The sequence below is a fragment of the Pedobacter sp. B4-66 genome, from assembly GCF_018492665.1.
Lineage (GTDB): Bacteria > Bacteroidota > Bacteroidia > Sphingobacteriales > Sphingobacteriaceae > Pedobacter.
Map to the genome: position 1 here is coordinate 22,534 of NZ_JAFVME010000018.1, position 16,465 is coordinate 38,998.

At 36.0% G+C, this 16,465-nt stretch carries 15 protein-coding genes; 13 read left to right on the forward strand and 2 right to left on the reverse strand.

The annotated features are described in order from the left end of the window. Positions 1-33 precede the first annotated feature (33 nt). The gene (locus J1905_RS22515; protein ID WP_214229459.1) at positions 34-3,375 is read right to left on the reverse strand and encodes a VCBS repeat-containing protein; all 3,342 of its coding nucleotides are present in this window, start codon (positions 3,373-3,375) and stop codon (positions 34-36) included. A 158-nt stretch (positions 3,376-3,533) separates the two neighbouring features. On the opposite strand from J1905_RS22515, the gene J1905_RS22520 reads away from it, so the two are divergent. After that, positions 3,534-4,070 carry an ExbD/TolR family protein gene (locus J1905_RS22520; RefSeq protein WP_214229460.1) on the forward strand — a complete coding sequence of 179 codons (537 nt, stop codon included), beginning with the start codon at positions 3,534-3,536 and terminating at the stop codon, positions 4,068-4,070. A gap of 61 nt (positions 4,071-4,131) precedes the next feature. Here J1905_RS22520 and metK read toward each other — a convergent pair whose 3' ends face one another. Beyond that, positions 4,132-5,382, reverse strand: a complete 1,251-nt coding sequence (metK, locus tag J1905_RS22525) for a methionine adenosyltransferase (protein WP_214229461.1) — start codon at positions 5,380-5,382, stop codon at positions 4,132-4,134. Positions 5,383-5,615: 233 nt separating this feature from the next. Here metK and J1905_RS22530 point away from each other — a divergent pair, with 233 nt between their 5' ends. The 12 genes from J1905_RS22530 (at position 5,616) to J1905_RS22585 (ending at position 16,465) form a co-directional block, all read left to right on the forward strand. After that, positions 5,616-6,506: a diacylglycerol/lipid kinase family protein gene (locus J1905_RS22530; protein ID WP_214229462.1), complete on the forward strand. Its 891-nt coding sequence runs from the start codon at positions 5,616-5,618 to the stop codon at positions 6,504-6,506. Further along, positions 6,496-6,852: a translation initiation factor gene (locus J1905_RS22535; RefSeq protein ID WP_214229463.1), complete on the forward strand. Its 357-nt coding sequence runs from the start codon at positions 6,496-6,498 to the stop codon at positions 6,850-6,852. The genes J1905_RS22530 and J1905_RS22535 overlap by 11 nt, the downstream gene beginning before the upstream one ends. Positions 6,853-6,986: 134 nt before the next feature. Further along, the gene (pckA, locus tag J1905_RS22540; RefSeq protein ID WP_214229464.1) at positions 6,987-8,591 is read left to right on the forward strand and encodes a phosphoenolpyruvate carboxykinase (ATP); all 1,605 of its coding nucleotides are present in this window, start codon (positions 6,987-6,989) and stop codon (positions 8,589-8,591) included. 305 nt (positions 8,592-8,896) lie between these two features. Next, complete coding sequence (locus J1905_RS22545; protein ID WP_173090191.1) at positions 8,897-9,739, forward strand: MotA/TolQ/ExbB proton channel family protein; 843 nt, start codon at positions 8,897-8,899, stop codon at positions 9,737-9,739. Positions 9,740-9,825: 86 nt separating this feature from the next. Beyond that, entirely contained in the window at positions 9,826-10,443 is a 618-nt protein-coding gene (locus tag J1905_RS22550; RefSeq protein WP_214229465.1) for a biopolymer transporter ExbD, read from the forward strand. A 9-nt stretch (positions 10,444-10,452) separates the two neighbouring features. Further along, on the forward strand, positions 10,453-10,983 hold the full coding sequence (locus J1905_RS22555) for an ExbD/TolR family protein (RefSeq protein ID WP_173090193.1): 531 nt from the start codon (positions 10,453-10,455) through the stop codon (positions 10,981-10,983). A 28-nt stretch (positions 10,984-11,011) separates the two neighbouring features. Further along, entirely contained in the window at positions 11,012-11,833 is an 822-nt protein-coding gene (locus J1905_RS22560; protein ID WP_173090194.1) for an energy transducer TonB, read from the forward strand. 234 nt (positions 11,834-12,067) lie between these two features. Beyond that, on the forward strand, positions 12,068-12,973 hold the full coding sequence (locus tag J1905_RS22565) for a substrate-binding domain-containing protein (RefSeq protein WP_214229466.1): 906 nt from the start codon (positions 12,068-12,070) through the stop codon (positions 12,971-12,973). 150 nt (positions 12,974-13,123) lie between these two features. Further along, on the forward strand, positions 13,124-14,863 hold the full coding sequence (locus J1905_RS22570) for a tetratricopeptide repeat protein (RefSeq protein WP_214229467.1): 1,740 nt from the start codon (positions 13,124-13,126) through the stop codon (positions 14,861-14,863). A gap of 77 nt (positions 14,864-14,940) precedes the next feature. Continuing rightward, complete coding sequence (locus J1905_RS22575) at positions 14,941-15,312, forward strand: NADH-quinone oxidoreductase subunit A (protein ID WP_173090197.1); 372 nt, start codon at positions 14,941-14,943, stop codon at positions 15,310-15,312. A gap of 107 nt (positions 15,313-15,419) precedes the next feature. After that, entirely contained in the window at positions 15,420-15,962 is a 543-nt protein-coding gene (locus J1905_RS22580; protein ID WP_173090198.1) for an NADH-quinone oxidoreductase subunit B, read from the forward strand. Then, positions 15,962-16,465: an NADH-quinone oxidoreductase subunit C gene (locus tag J1905_RS22585; protein WP_108206427.1), complete on the forward strand. Its 504-nt coding sequence runs from the start codon at positions 15,962-15,964 to the stop codon at positions 16,463-16,465. The genes J1905_RS22580 and J1905_RS22585 overlap by 1 nt, the downstream gene beginning before the upstream one ends.

The following is a 16,465-nucleotide window of genomic DNA, read 5'->3' on the forward strand; positions in this document are numbered from 1 at the left end:
GCCATGTTTTTGAATGGCCTCTTCTTTTTTACTTTATTTAATTTGATAAGCTTTTAAGCTTTGCTGATTAATACCGAATAGAAGTTTGTTGTTAATGCTAATTACACTTCTAACATCACCTTTTAAATTAAAACCGGATTGCTGTTGAGGGATATAGTTGAACCCTCCTTTTCCATCGCCCTGAAGTAGTACTCCATAATTTGCGTCATACTTTCCAAATCGAAGACGAGCCTGACTAATATTGCCACATAGCAGTAAATCTTTTTTTCCATCTTTATTGTAATCCACAGAAGTAATGGTGAAAACAGGAGAAAGTTGGGTTTCGATTGGCAGGTTAAGTTCATTAAACTTTCCTTTTCCATTATTTATGAAAGCAGTAGTTTTTAAAGAGTTGGCCTTTAGAATTGAGACGCCACTTAATTCTTCCTTGGTAAAGATCTCTTTCATCGATGCGTCTGCATAGCTTTTGTAGTCAGGGAATCTTGTACGCATTATGCTCATCTGATCTAACATCTCATCTCTGGTTACGTATGGATAGCTTTTTCCTTGAATGTAAAAGCATAAAATGGGGTCGACTGATCCATTATCATCAAAGTCTTTGTAGTACATTTCTGCAGGCTCTTTTTCAGTTGCCTTGCATTGGGTGTTTAATCCCATGTTTCCTACTACCAAATCAGGGAATCCATCATTATTTAAGTCCTCAATCAGTAACTTGTTCCACCATCCTGACAGCGATTTATCGAAATATTGAGCAGTTTTGTTAACTAATTTGCCATTTTCGCTAATCATTGCTGTAATTGGCATCCACTCTCCTACAAGAATTAGATCTTCTTTTTTATCTCCGTTTAAATCTAGCCATGCAGCATCTGTAACCATTCCTGCCTTTTGTAATTGTGGGGCTATAGTTTTAATCTGATCATTAAAATTTCCTTTTCCGTCGTTAATTAATAAATAACTCTCCGGCGTTTCAGGATAACGACCAGGGATTACCCTACCCCCTACAAATAGATCGGGATGTCCGTCGTTATTAAAGTCTGTAACCTTAACACAACTTTTGCTACTTAGCATTTTAGGAAGTGCATTAGCGGCTTTTCTGAAATTACCTTTACCGTCATTTAAATAAAGTCGGTCTTGAAGAGATGGATCATCAGGAATGTAATTGTCATAGCCACCACTGCATACATAAAGATCCATAAAGCCATCTTTGTTCGCATCAAAAAATATAGCATCTACATCTTCACTTTTTATATCAGAAGCAAAAGCTGCCTGTGCTTTTTTTGTGAATTCTCCGTTTTTATTTTGAATATAAAGTGTGCCGGCTTGTCCCTGACTTCCTCCAATGAATATATCTTCCAAGCCATCACCATTAACATCCGATTTAGACATACATGGACCGGAAAAAGACAGAGGGTTGATTAATAATGGCTGTCTTTTAAAATCATTGATTGATTTCTTTTGTTGTTGAAAGGCTATTGGTGATTTAACCTCTTTAAACATGGCCACAGGTAGTTGTGGTTTTTTATACGTTTCCTTCGCGTTTGTTTCTATTAATGATATTTGCTGATTAGCTTTTACACCTGAAATTACTTGTTGTTTTCCGCTACTCCACACCACCCTAAGTGAGTCTATTGTGCTTGCTTCTCCTAACCCGAAATGTAAAATAGGCGAAACGCTTGATTGGTACCCACGAGATGGCATTTGCTCCAGGTATTGTTGCTTGTTTTTATTATAGATCCATACTTTGGCGCCAATGCCTGAGGTATTCTGTTCTGCCCCCTGTAGCTTTATTTTTAGAAATTGATTTCCTGCTTTTTTATCTGATTTGTTTTCATAAATGAATGCCGGTATATTAATGTTGTTTACCACCAGATCCAAATCTCCATCATTATCAAGATCAGCATATGCTGCTCCATTACTATTTGAAGGAGTAGTTAGCCCCCAGTCATCGACTTTATTGCTGAATGTAAGGTTTCCATTGTTCTGATAGATATAATTATTGACATTGGAAGCCGGCATTGCATGAATCAAATCTAAAAGATTTTCTTTTATCTGGGCAGGGTCGGTGCTTCGTAAAAAATCTCCTTTAAATTTTAAGAAATCCATATTGGTGTAATCTCGCATATAGCCATTGGATACAAATAGATCTTTCCATCCGTCATTGTTATAATCTGCGAATAATGGAGCCCAGCTCCAGTCGGTATTGGATATGCCTGATAATTGGCCGGTTTCGCTGAAGGTGCCGTTGCCATTGTTTATTTGAAGCATGTTACGCATATCCTGATAATGGAAGCCTAAGCGTAAACGTAGATCGTAATATTCATAATTGTCAGGAGAGAAGAGTAGTTTTTGCCTTTTATTATCTTCAGGTAGCATATCTAAAGTAAGAATATCAACAAGTCCATCGTTATTGATGTCAGCAATATCATTACCCATAGAATATAATGATGTGTGGCCAATTTGGGATTGAATTTGATTGGTAAAAGTGCCATCACCATTATTTATGTATAAATAATCTGGGGCTGAATAATCATTCGAGATGTATATATCAGGATAACCATCATTATTTATGTCACTTACGCCTGCGCCTAAACCATAGGTAAAAGAGGAATTGTATAGGCCAGCTTTATCTGATACATCTTCAAATTTCCCCTTATTGTTTTTGTATAATTTGACTTTAATTGTTGGTGCAGGTTCTTTTAGAATTATAGGTGCGGAAATTTCATCGAGCGTAGTGAACACCTTCGGATTATGATTTATGAGAAACATATCAAGGTCGTTATCTTTATCATAGTCAAAAAAGACAGCTTGGGTACTATATGCGGTATCTGCCAACCCATATTCTGCAGCTTGATCCTTGAATATTGGAACCCCCTGAGCATCATTTCCTTGATTTATCAAAAGTGTGTTTGCCCTGTTCTTTGCAGGTAATGCCCCAGAGTAACATTGGTAAATATCTAAAAGGCCATCACCATTAACATCTGCCATAGTAACCCCTGTTTTCCATGAAGTTTCAATCTCGGTTATTCCAGCCTTATCCGTGATGTCTTCAAATTGCATATTTCCTTTATTGAGATACAATTTGGCTTTTGTCATATTTCCTGAGAAATAAATATCATCCAACCCATCGTTATTCAAATCACCAATAGCTACTCCGCCACCATTATAGAAATATTGATAAGAAATGATATTTGCTCTGGAGTTTTCGATGATTGAGTTATTAAAGTCGATATGGGTTTGATCTGAGGGGAGCAAAGTAAATAGCTTATTTGTATTGGACTCCGCGCCTGATTTATTCTCATTATTTACGCAGGCTGATAACGAGAATAGGCCGAAAAGTGCTATGCTTAGATACGATTTGGAGGTTAAAGAAGACATTTGGTTAGTTGGTTTGGTTTAATTCTTTTTCAAGATAACGACTTTATTTTGATGTATCATAAATTTTACTCAAAATCAGAAAAATGCTTCTCAAATAATATTTCTGTTTTAGTTATGAAAATTGAATCGTGTTGACATCATGACTAAAACATAGAACTATGGCAACCTTAAGCATTCCTCAAAATGGCCAGGCCCTGAAAGGAAAAAACAGAACACGAAAAGCAGTTCCTTCGGTAGATCTTACTGCGATGGTAGATTTAGCATTTCTTTTAATAACTTTTTTTATGCTCACTACATCATTGTCTAAATCACAAGCGATGGATGTGGCCAAGCCAGTTGTCGATATCCCTGATCAGCCTTATCCTGCATCAAGAACAATAACTGTTCTTTTGGGTAAGAACAATAGTATTGTTTGGTATAACGGTGAGATGGAGAAGGCCACTCCACAGCGAGCGGATTTTAGGGTGATAAATAGGGTTTTAGCTCAAAATAAAAAGGAAATAGCCAGACTGCATGGAAATGATCCTGGCAAGTTTATGGTAGTCATTATTAAGCCGACAGAAAAATCAACCTACAAGAATTTTGTAGATGTGTTAGATGAAATGAGTATTATAGATATAAAGTCTTATCTGATTGATGATAAGAGCCTGCAAAGTCTGGATCGAGGATATATGGAAAAGTTAGGTGCTATTTAATAGTAAAAGAGGGCTGTCCAGTTTAGCCGGACAACCCTCTTTTTGTTAATGTTTTGAGTGATTATAAAGAAAAAGCAGCTTTTACCTTATCTACAAAGTCTAATTTCTCCCAAGTGAATAATTCAACTGTAACAGTTTTTTCTTCACCACCTGGACTTTTGAATGTTTTGGTAACAGTTTCTGGCGTACGACCCATATGGCCATAAGCAGCAGTTTCACTATAAATTGGATTTCTTAATTTTAAGCGTTGTTCAATAAAGTAAGGGCGCATGTCAAACAAATCTTCAACAATCTTAGCGATTTCGCCGTCTGTTTTATCTACTTTACTTGTTCCATAAGTGTTAATGTAAATTCCCATTGGCTTTGCAACGCCAATAGCATAACTAACCTGAACTAAAATTTCTTCAGCTACACCTGCTGCAACAAGATTTTTTGCAATATGACGTGTTGCATAGGCAGCACTTCTATCAACTTTACTTGGATCTTTTCCAGAGAATGCACCACCACCATGTGCTCCTTTACCGCCATAAGTATCTACAATGATTTTGCGACCAGTTAAGCCAGTATCACCATGTGGACCACCGATTACAAATTTACCGGTAGGATTGATGTGGTATTCAATTTTATCATTAAATAGATGAGCATATTGAGGGTATTTTGCTATAATCCTTGGGATAAGAATATCAACTAAATCTTTTTTGATTTTAGCTAACATTACTGTTTCCTCGTCAAAATCATCATGCTGGGTAGAAATCACAATGGCATCAATTCGAACGGGCTTATTATTGTCAGCATATTCTAATGTTACCTGTGATTTAGCATCAGGGCGTAAATAAGTAATCTCATTGTTCTCACGTCTTAAAAGCGCTAACTCTTGTAAAAGAGTATGAGATAAATCTAATGCCAAAGGCATATAGTTTTCAGTTTCATTAGTGGCGTAACCAAACATCATTCCTTGATCACCTGCACCTTGCTCTTCTTTGGAGCTTCTGTCGACACCTTGATTAATGTCCTGAGACTGTTCGTGGATTGCAGAAAGAATGCCGCATGAGTTGGCTTCAAACATGTACTCACTTTTTGTATAACCAATTTTTCTGATTACATCACGCGCAATTTGTTGCACATCAAGGTAAGTCTGTGATTTTACCTCACCGGCTAAAATAACCTGACCTGTGGTAACTAATGTTTCACAAGCAACCTTAGATTCCGGATCGAAAGCTAAAAAGTTATCAATGAGCGCGTCTGAGATTTGATCTGCTACTTTATCCGGATGGCCTTCAGAAACTGATTCGGATGTAAATAAATACGACATTTTAAATAATTAAAATTTTTAATTTAAACAATTATAAAAATGGAATCAGATCCTGCATAACAGGCTGTAAAATGAAGTGTATGATAAGGTTAGCACTTTTTTTTACGTGGTTGCAATCCCGCTATTTTTAGATAGCATCGCAAATCAGTCCACTTTGATGCTGCAAAATTACTATATATATTTAAATAGTCAAAAAATATCAATTATTTTGTACTATCATTAATCAAAAGGTTTTGTCGAAATCAAACATTTTATTTATTATTAATCCCATATCGGGGGGGAAGGATAAGCTAAAGATACCAGCATTGATAGATGCCCATCTCGATCGCTCTAAATTTAATCCAAATTTTAGCTTTACAGAATATGTTGGTCATGCCTCTGAAATAGCCGAGGAAGCTGCAAATAAGAATTTTGACATCATTGTTGCCGTAGGTGGCGATGGCACAATTAATGAAATTGCCACGAAAGTAATACAGCAGGATAAAATATTAGGAATTATTCCTTTTGGTTCTGGAAATGGCTTGGCCAGATTTCTAAAAATACCAATGAATACGGTCGCTGCAATTAAGGTGATCAATGATTGTAATGTTGAAATTATCGATACAGCAAAGTTTAATGATAAGTGCTTTTTTAATATGGCAGGGATGGGCTTTGATGCACATATCAGCTCCGTATTCGCTGGGAATAAATCCAGAGGGTTAACCGGATACTTAAAACTAGGGCTAACGGAAGTCTTGAACTATAAACCTCAAACGTACCGTATTAATGTAGATGGAACAGATTATGTGCGTAAGGCATTTGTAATTAGTATTGCTAATTCGTCTCAATATGGAAACAATGCACATATAGCACCTAAAGCCTCAGTGGTTGATGGATTGCTTGATGTTTGTATAGTTAAAGAGTTTCCAATGTACAAATTGCCGGTATTGGCATATGAAATGTTAAGTGCGAGAACAGATCGTTCAAAGATAGTTGAGATTATCAAGGGCAAAAACATTAAGATTACCCGAAGCCAGGATGATGCAATACATATTGACGGCGAACCATTCTTTATGGGTAAAGAAATAAGCGTATCTATTGTGCCGTTATCATTAAATATTATTATTCCGAACTATGAAATCTAAAAAGAAAACATTGAGTGATCTTGGAGGAATTATGTATTCCACTGATCCATCTTTTGTTTATGAAGAAGAAAGTGCCGATTCTCAAGAGTTGGTGGTGCCAAATAATCAGCAAGACTTAAGAGTAATGATGGATCGGAAAAACAGAGGAGGGAAAGCTGTTACTTTAATCACTGGATTTGTAGGTAGTATTGATGAATTGGACAAGTTGGCCAAAATGTTAAAGACAAAATGTGGGGTAGGAGGGGCCTCAAAAGATGGTGAGATCATAATTCAGGGAGATTTTAGGGATAAAGTGCTTATCCTTTTGCAGAAAGAAGGCTATAAAGTAAAAAAATCAGGGGGATAATTTTATGTTTAATTGTCTGATTAATAAGGTGTTTGGTGTAAGTGTATATGCGACAATAAGTTAAATTTTTCTTAAAAAAAGGTGCTTTTTACCTTTTTATCTGCATAACTTTGCCTGACTAACTTATTATTCTTATGAGCAAAGCTTTTATGCTTAGGCCTGATTTGAGCTATCTGAATCTCGATTCGGATTTGGCGTTATATCAGCTTAATGTAGCACAATTGGTTGAAGAGTCCCTCAAAAATGGGGAGGGGACCCTTACAGATACCGGCGCACTGGCAGTAGATACGGGGAAATTTACTGGTCGTTCTCCAAAAGATAGATTTATAGTTTGCGATGAAATAACACGTGATTCAGTGTGGTGGGGGGATATAAATTTCAAATTTGAACCCGAGAAATTCGATGCCTTATATAAAAAAGTAACGGCACACCTTAGTAAAAACAAGTATTATGTAAGGGATTCATACGCTTGTGCTGATGAATCCTATAAAACTACGATTAGGGTGGTAACCGAAACTGCTTATCAAAATCTATTTTCGAACAATCTATTCTTAAGACCTGATGAAGCCGACTTTGTTGAAAAACCAGAGTGGACGATTATTGCAAGTCCATCCTTTTTGGCAGACCCGGATTTAGACGGAACCAGGCAACCAAATTTTTCTATCCTCAATTTTTCAAGAAAAATAATACTTATTGGTGGATCGGGATATACAGGCGAAATTAAAAAGGGGATTTTCTCTGTATTGAATTTCATTCTTCCGGAACAAAAGCGAACATTATCAATGCACTGTTCGGCAAATGTTGGGAAAAATGATGATTCAGCAATATTTTTTGGCCTTTCGGGAACAGGAAAAACTACACTGTCAGCAGATCCTGAGCGCAGATTGATAGGCGATGATGAGCATGGATGGGGAAATGAATCCGTTTTTAATTTTGAAGGTGGTTGTTATGCAAAATGTGTTGATTTAACAGTTGAGAAGGAGCCTCAGATCTTTAAAGCTATAAAATTTGGCGCATTGCTGGAGAATATCAATTACGCTGAAGGAACAAGAACGGTTGATTTTTCTAATATTGATAAAACAGAAAATACCAGAGTAGCCTATCCAATAGAGTATATAGATAATGCTATAGTTCCATCAATAGCTCCAGAACCTAAAAATATTTTCTTTTTAACAGCTGATGCTTTTGGTGTTTTGCCCCCAGTTTCAAAATTGAATACCGGACAGGCAATGTTTCATTTTATTTCAGGATATACTGCAAAGGTTGCAGGCACAGAGGCAGGTGTTACAGAACCTCAGGTAACTTTCTCCGCTTGTTTTGGTAAAGCTTTTTTACCGCTTCATCCTACTCGATATGCAGAATTGCTTGGAGAAAAAATGAAAAAGAGCAACATTAACGTATGGTTAATTAATACTGGTTGGAGTGGGGGAGCTTACGGAGAAGGTAAACGTATGAAATTGACATATACCAGAGCGATGATCACTGCTGCTTTAAATGGGGATCTGGAAAATGTTGAATTTGCAACAGATGCTGTTTTTGGACTACAGATTCCTATGAGCTGTCCGAATGTTCCATCAGAAATTTTAAATCCAAGAAATACCTGGGCTGATAAGAAAAAATACGATCATAAAGCAAATGAACTCTCTCTGGAGTTTATAAATAATTTTAAACAATTTGAGGCCTTCGCAAGTGAAGAAATGATGAGTTCACTCCCTAAAATAACCGAAAACATAGTTTAAAGCTTTTTTTTTACCTAAAAATTTGCATTTCAGTTTTTTTTTAGTTTTAATTGCGAAAGATTGTCTCCGCAACGAGACAATCTTTTTTAATTATACAGTAATACGTTAGGTAAAACAGAAGTGCAAACGGGTAAAATTGACGGGCAAAACGAATTAGCAAGCTAACAATTATTTAATTTGGAATTTAAATCAAAGTTCTAAATTTGTTACGGCAACAATTGTTTGTAATGTTCGTTGTGTGTATTACGGAATATTTAATCTAATTTTAAAAAACAAAGTACTAAAAACTAAAAAACTAAAAAAAAATGGCAAACGCACCAAAACCAACAACAGTAAAAAAAGAAAGCTCTTCTACAGCTTCAAATTTATTCGCAACTCTTACTATTCCAATTTGTATCATTATCGGAATATGTGTTTACAAATTTATTTTTGGAGATAGAGGGAATTTCATCGATGGCGCTGATCCAGATCTTCATGAGACGCTTCCAAAAGTAGGTAACTACATGGGTATGGCTTACAAAGGTGGGGTTATCGTTCCAATTCTATTAGGTATGTTCCTTATGGTAATTGTATTCTCTATCGAGCGTCTTATTGTAATTGGTAAAGCAACTGGAAAATCTAGCTTGGATTCATTCGTGAAAAAAATCCAAGGATTTTTAAACTCAAACAACATCGAAGCAGCCCTAACTGAGTGTGATAAACAACAAGGTTCTGTTGCCAACGTAATCAAATCAGGATTGAAAAAATATCGTGAGATGGAAACTGAAGCAAACATGGATACAGATCAAAAATGTTTAGCTATCCAAAAAGATATTGAAGAAGCTACTACTTTGGAAATGCCAATGTTAGAGCAAAACTTAACTGTAATCGCTACTTTGGTATCAGTAGGTACATTAACAGGTCTATTAGGTACAGTAACAGGTATGATCAAGGCCTTCGGTGGTTTGGCTAACTCTGGTGCTCCGGATCAGGCTGCATTAGCAACTGGTATTTCTGAAGCCCTAATTAACACAGCTACTGGTATCGGTACTTCTACTTTCGCTATTATCATGTACAACATCCTTACTTCTAAAATTGACAAATTAACTTATGCAATTGATGAAGCAGGTTTCAGTATCATTCAAACTTACGCCAGTACACATAAATAAAAAATAATGAATTTTTTTTTACCGGCTTTATGGAAAACCGGAAGAATTAACATCATTAGTAAAAAGTAAGTTTATTTATAAATATTATGGCAAGAGCAAAGGTTCAAAGAAAGAGTACTTCGATAGATATGACCGCTATGTGCGACGTGTCTTTCCTGCTACTTACTTTCTTTATATTAACAGCAACAGCACGCCAGCCGGATCCATTGGAAGTTAAAATTCCAAGTTCTACCTATAAGATTAAAGTTCCTGATTTGGATATGGGAATTTTATCTATCGGTCAGGGTAAGGTTTTCTACGAGATTGTAGGAAAGGACGTGAAAATGGCAACACTTGATAAAATAGGAGAGCAGTATAAGATTCAGTTTACTCCTGAAGAAAGAGAACGTTTTGGTGTTCTTGGATCATTTGGTGTTCCTGTAGGTAGCTTGAAAAAGTTTATCATGATGAACGGAGATGAAAGGGAAAAGTTTGCTAAGGCTAACATGGGCATTCCTGCTGATTCTACTAACAATGAATTGAAAGAATGGTTATTGCAATCTCGTAAAGCGGTTGCTGAATTACACCAGACTGCAATGAGGGTGAGTATTAAAGGTGATGCAGAAGAAGAATATCCTGTAGTTAAGAAAATTATTGATATCCTTCAGGATCAAAAAATTAACAAATTTAGTTTAATTACATCGGCCGAGGGCGATGCTAAATAAAATCATACTATGGCAGAATTAGATACCTCCAGCGGGGGCGGGAAAAAAGGCAAAGTAAGAAGTAAGAAAGCAAACACCAAGGTAGATTTAACGGCGATGGTGGATCTTGCATTCTTGTTGATCACTTTCTTTATGTTAACCACCTCGTTGTCAAAGCCGATAGCAATGGATATTGCAAAACCGGATAAAGAGGATAATGACGTAAAAAATGAGCTTCGTGCATCTCAGACTATGACAATACTATTGGGTAAAAACAATAAGGTTGCATGGTATATGGGAGAAGCTGGAAAGTCTGCACCGAATATTGAAGGTTTTACTGAAATCAGAAAATCAATATTAAAGAATAAAGAAGAGGTACTTAAAGGTACCGGCCGACAAATAGTAATAGTGGTTAAACCAACAGAGGGCGCTACCTATAAAAATTTTGTTGATATAATGGACGAGTTAAATATCGCGAAGATTAAAACTGCTCCCGCTATTGATGATGTGAACATTCTTGATAGTGAGAAAGATGCGATGAAAAAAGCTGGAATATTATAAATAATTATAAACATAAAAATATTAGGCTATGTTTGGTTCTAAAATAGATTTATTAAAAAGGGATTGGCTTGATGTTGTATTTGCCAATAAGAACAAAGCCTACGGAGCTTATGAGCTTCGTCAGAAGAGTTCTTCTAATACAACAAAATCACTGCTGATAGCTTCAACAGCATTCGTGTTGTTGTTCTTATCCCCTAAGATCATGGAGTTATTCAAAGGAAAGGCTCCAGAAGAAGAAGTGGTTAAACAAACGGAAGTAGTGGTACAACCTCCACCTCCTGTAAACCCGGAAACACCTCCACCGCCACCGGTTGAGCCACCGCCGCCAAAACAGGATCAGGTTAAATTCCCTCCTCCAGTTGTAAAACCAGATGAATTGGTTCGTGATGAAGAACCAGTTGAGATTGAAGACTTGAAAAAGGCTGATCCAGGTCAGAAAACTATTGCAGGTGATCCAGATGCTGATATTGTTATCGCAACTGCTGCCGGTGATGGTCCTAAACAAGCTGCGGTTGTAGAGGATACCAAAGTTTATGACTTTGTTAGTCTTGAGACTCAGCCAACTTTCCCTGGTGGTATGGAGAAATTTTATGCTTATTTGAAAAAAGCAGTAAGATATCCTCCTATGGCTCAGGAAAACAACATTCAAGGTAAAGTGTTTTTATCATTTGTTGTTGAAAAGGATGGTAGCTTAACCGATATTAAAGTTGATAGAAAACTTGGTGGTGGTACTGATGAGGAAGCTGTTAGAGTACTAAAAGCAAGTCCAAGATGGATCCCAGGAGTTCAAAACGGTAAAAAAGTTCGTGTGAAATATAACATTCCTATTAGTTTTACCTTATCACAATAAGATCAATGTTTAATTTAAAAACATTTATGCAGAAATCGCCTCAACAGCGATTTCTGTTTATTTTAGGGCTAGTTATGTTTGCCTTTTACTTGGTTTTAGGAGTGACTTTAATTGTCTGGAAGGATATGCCGATAACAATAGAACGTACTTATAGAATCCTTCTTGGAGTTTTGTTAATCGTTTATGCCGTAATAAGATTTACTCGTGTAATTAATCAAAAGGATAATTAAAGTAATGAAGAATCTAGGTTTTGTATTCATTTTTTTTGTGCTATTTTCTTGTAAGAATAAAAAGCAACCCGATGTTGTAGAACAAACTCGTACATCAGGCACTGTAAAGATTCTTGTAGATGAGTCTTTTTCTTCAATTATCGCTGATCAGATAGAAGTATTTAAGTCTGATTATAAAAATGCGGAGTTTACAACTATTGCAGGTAACGAAAATAAAATAATGCCAGCCTTTTTAAATGATAGCATTAGAGTTATCGTATCGTCTAGAATGTTAACACCAGAAGAGGATAGGATATACAGAAGCCGAAGCATTGTCCCAAAGAGTTCAAGGTTTGCCATAGATGGCATTTCCTTACTTACTCAGAAGAATGATGTGGATTCAAATATTACGGTTGACGAAGTGATTAAAATATTAAATGGAACTTCTACAAGTGGAAAACAACTGGTTTTTGATAATGCTTATTCAAGTACACTTAGGTATTTTAAGGAATTGGCTCAGATAACCGAGCTGCCAAAAAAGGGAGTTTATACTTTACAGAGTAATAATGACGTTATAAAGTACGTTTCTGAAAATAAGAATTTTATAGGAGTAGTTGGCGTAAACTGGTTATTATCTAATAATTCCAATATGACTTCTTATATTGCAAAGGTGAAAATGATGGGGGTGAAGAACATTAAAGGGAAGAAGGGCGATAATGCATTCTATCGTCCAGATCAAAAGAATTTAATTAGTGGCATTTATCCGTTTTTAAGGAATGTTTACATCATTAATTGTGAAGGACGTGATGGTTTAGGCACGGGTTTTGCAAATTGGTTAATGAGTCCTCGCGGACAATTAATCGTATTGAGGTCTGGATTGGGACCTCATAAAATGATGTCCAGGGATTTTAACTTGAAGAATACAAACTAAATTTTATATTTGGGATATAGAAATAGGAGACAATGTAAAGTGAACCAGAATTTGGGAATGTCTGCTTAATAATTAAAACTAAAAACAAAATATCGAACCATGAAACCTGCAAAGCAAGCTTCATACAATTAAATTGAAAATAGAGGAACTATGAAAATGACAAAGAAAGCAATAACCTTAGGTTTAGGTTTAGTAGTGATGGGTTCTGCCTCTTTTGCTCAGAGCATTACCGATGCAAAGAAGGCGATAGATGCCGAACAGTACGCTAAAGCGACTTCAATGCTTAAAACATTGGTTGCATCGCAAAAAGGAAAGGGAGAGAACTACTTTAGTTTAGGTGATGTTTATTTAAGAAGAGATTACATTGATTCTGCAAGAGCTGCCTTTACTCAAGGTGTAGCAGCAGATGCAAAAAATCCTTTAAATTATATAGGTTTAGGCGAAGCTGACCTTATTTCAAATAATGCAGCGTCTGCTAAGACAAATTTTGATAAAGCAATTGAAGTAGCTTCTAAAAAGGATTTTACCCCATATCTGTATATCGGTAAAGCTTATTTAATTGGTGATAAACCAGATTTTGCAGCTGCATTACCTAATTTACAAAAAGCAGAAGAGCTTGATGATAAGGACAAAGAAGCCGAAACATTTGTTGCTTTAGGTGATTATTATTCATTGCAAAGAAAAAATTCTGAAGCACTTCAGAATTATATGAGAGCATTAAGTATTGATCCAACTTTGTACAGGTCTACTGTTCAAATCGGAAAAATGTATAAAGAATCAAGAGCATTTAGTGATGCTGAAGGCGAATTGAAGAATGTTGTGGCTGCAGATCCAAACTATGGCCCTGCTTATCGTGAGTTAGCTGAGCTTAATATGCAGTGGGGAAATCAAGAGCCAGCAAACTTTGATGCTAAAGCAGCAGAAGCCTTAACGAATTATAAGAAATATCTTGATTTAACTGACAAATCTTACGATTCAAGATTACGTTATGCTACCTTCTTATTCTATGCAAAAGATTTTAAAACATTGGAGCAAGAAACTTCGGAGTTAGCATCATTGAATCAAAATGATCCTAAAAGTTTGATCGTTTCAAGATTGAGAGGTTATTCTGCTTTTGAGAATGGAAATTTTCCTCAGAGTTTGCAATACATGAAAGAGTTCTTTGCTAAAGTGAAAGATACTTCTCGTATTATCTCTGATGATTATATGTACTTGGGTAAAGCTTTAATGAAAGATAGTACTGATGCTGCTAACGATAGCTTAGGTCTGGTTAATGTGATTAAAGCAGTTAGTATGGATTCTACGAAAGTTGAGGCTTTAGCTGCAATTGCTAAATCTTACTATGATGCGAAAAATTATAAGAAAGCGATCGCTACTTATGATGTAGTTAACCGTTTGAATCCAGAGGGTAAGGGATCGCTATATAATTATTTTTACCATGCTATCGCATCATACGTATCTTATTATAAAGCTTACACCGCAAAAACGAACCCTTCTAAAGATATTTTGGTTAAAGGTGACGCGTCATTAGCGAAATTATTGAAATTAGCTCCATCGACATATGATGCGATTCTATACAGGGCTAGAATCAACGATTTTATGGATGATGAAGTAGCGCCAACTGGCTTAAAATTGCCTTTTTATCAGCAATATTTAGATTCTGTTGAAGCACATGTTGATAAACAGACACCAGCAGTTAAAAAGAATATGGTAGAAGCATATAACCAAATTGCTGGTTTTGCTTCATTTAAGGACGATAAGGAAAAAGCAAAATTATATTGGGATAAAAGTTTAGCGATTGATCCGGCGAATGCTGTTGCATTAGAAGGAATTAAATCATTAACTGCTCCAGCTCCAAAAGCTACTACTGCAAAACCAAAGAAAAAGTAAGAATTTTATAATAAAAGAAAAAGGCGGGGTTGTTATCCCGCCTTTTTCTTTTATTTTTGTCTCATAATTATATTCAAATGGAAACTCAAAGTGTACCTGTAGATTTTTTACCAATTATATTTCAAGTAGTTGTTGCCTTAGGATTTGTTGTTGTTACTTTAATTGCAACACATTTTTTAGGCCCTAAGAGGAAAACATCTGATAAGCTGTCAACATTTGAGGCTGGTATAAAGGTGATAGGTAATGCACGTCAGCCATTTTCTATTAAGTATTTTCTAGTAGCTATTCTCTTCGTTCTGTTTGATGTGGAGGTAATATTTATGTATCCCTGGGCAGTTAATTTCAGAGCACTTGGAATGGCTGGAATGATAGAGATGTTTATCTTTATGGGGACATTATTATTAGGCTTTATTTACGTTATAAAGAAGAAAGCACTGGATTGGAATTAGATTATTTAGATTGTTTCTAAATGCCCTCAACTTAATTCATTTGCTTTTAAAAAATTGTAGATTTGTGGTTCATTCTTTACAGGAATGAACCTTTTTCGTTTTGTATCATGAGTAACATCAATATAGTAGACGCGCCTCCAGGCATAGAAGGATCTGGTTTTTTTGCTACGTCCTTAGATAAGGTTATTGGCTTGGCCCGTTCCCATTCATTATGGCCTTTGCCATTCGCAACTTCATGCTGTGGTATTGAGTTTATGGCTACCATGGGATCTCATTATGACTTTGGTCGATTTGGATCTGAGCGTTTAAGCTTTTCTCCACGTCAGGCAGATTTATTAATGGTAATGGGGACAATAGCCAAGAAAATGAGTCCGGTTCTTAAGCAGGTATATTTACAGATGGCAGAGCCTCGTTGGGTTATTGCTGTTGGTGCTTGCGCATCAAGCGGGGGTATTTTTGACACTTATTCCGTTTTACAAGGGATAGACGAAATTATTCCGGTAGATGTGTATGTTCCAGGGTGTCCACCAAGACCGGAAGCTATTTTAGATGGTTTTGGTAAAATTCAGGAATTGGTTAAGAATGAATCTTCAAGAAGAAGGAATTCAGATCAATATAGAGAAATGTTGGCTTCATACGGAATTGAATAATGGCAGAGGTTACTAATCAGGAATTAATACAACAGCTAACTGAAAAGTTTGGTGGGAAAATAATTGGAATTACCGAGCCTTATGGGTTACTTACTTTTGAAACCACAAAGGATGTTATTATCGATGTTTTAGCTTTTCTGAAACAAAATACATTAGCTAGCTTTAATTTCCTTACCGACATTACGGCGGTACATTATCCAGAAAAAAAACATGGTATTGCCGTGGTTTATCACCTGCATAGCATGGTTAATAGAATCAGGATTAGAGTGAAAGTTTTTATAGATGAGCATCATCCTGAAATTCCAACTGCAACCACCTTATGGAATGCGGCCAACTGGATGGAAAGAGAAACTTATGACTTGTTTGGAGTAAAGTTTGAAGGCCATCCGGATCTTAGAAGAATATTGAATATGGATGATCTTGGTGTTCATCCAATGTTAAAGCAGTATCCTTTAGAAGATCCAAACAGAGTAGATAAAAAAGACGAATACTTTGGTAGATAA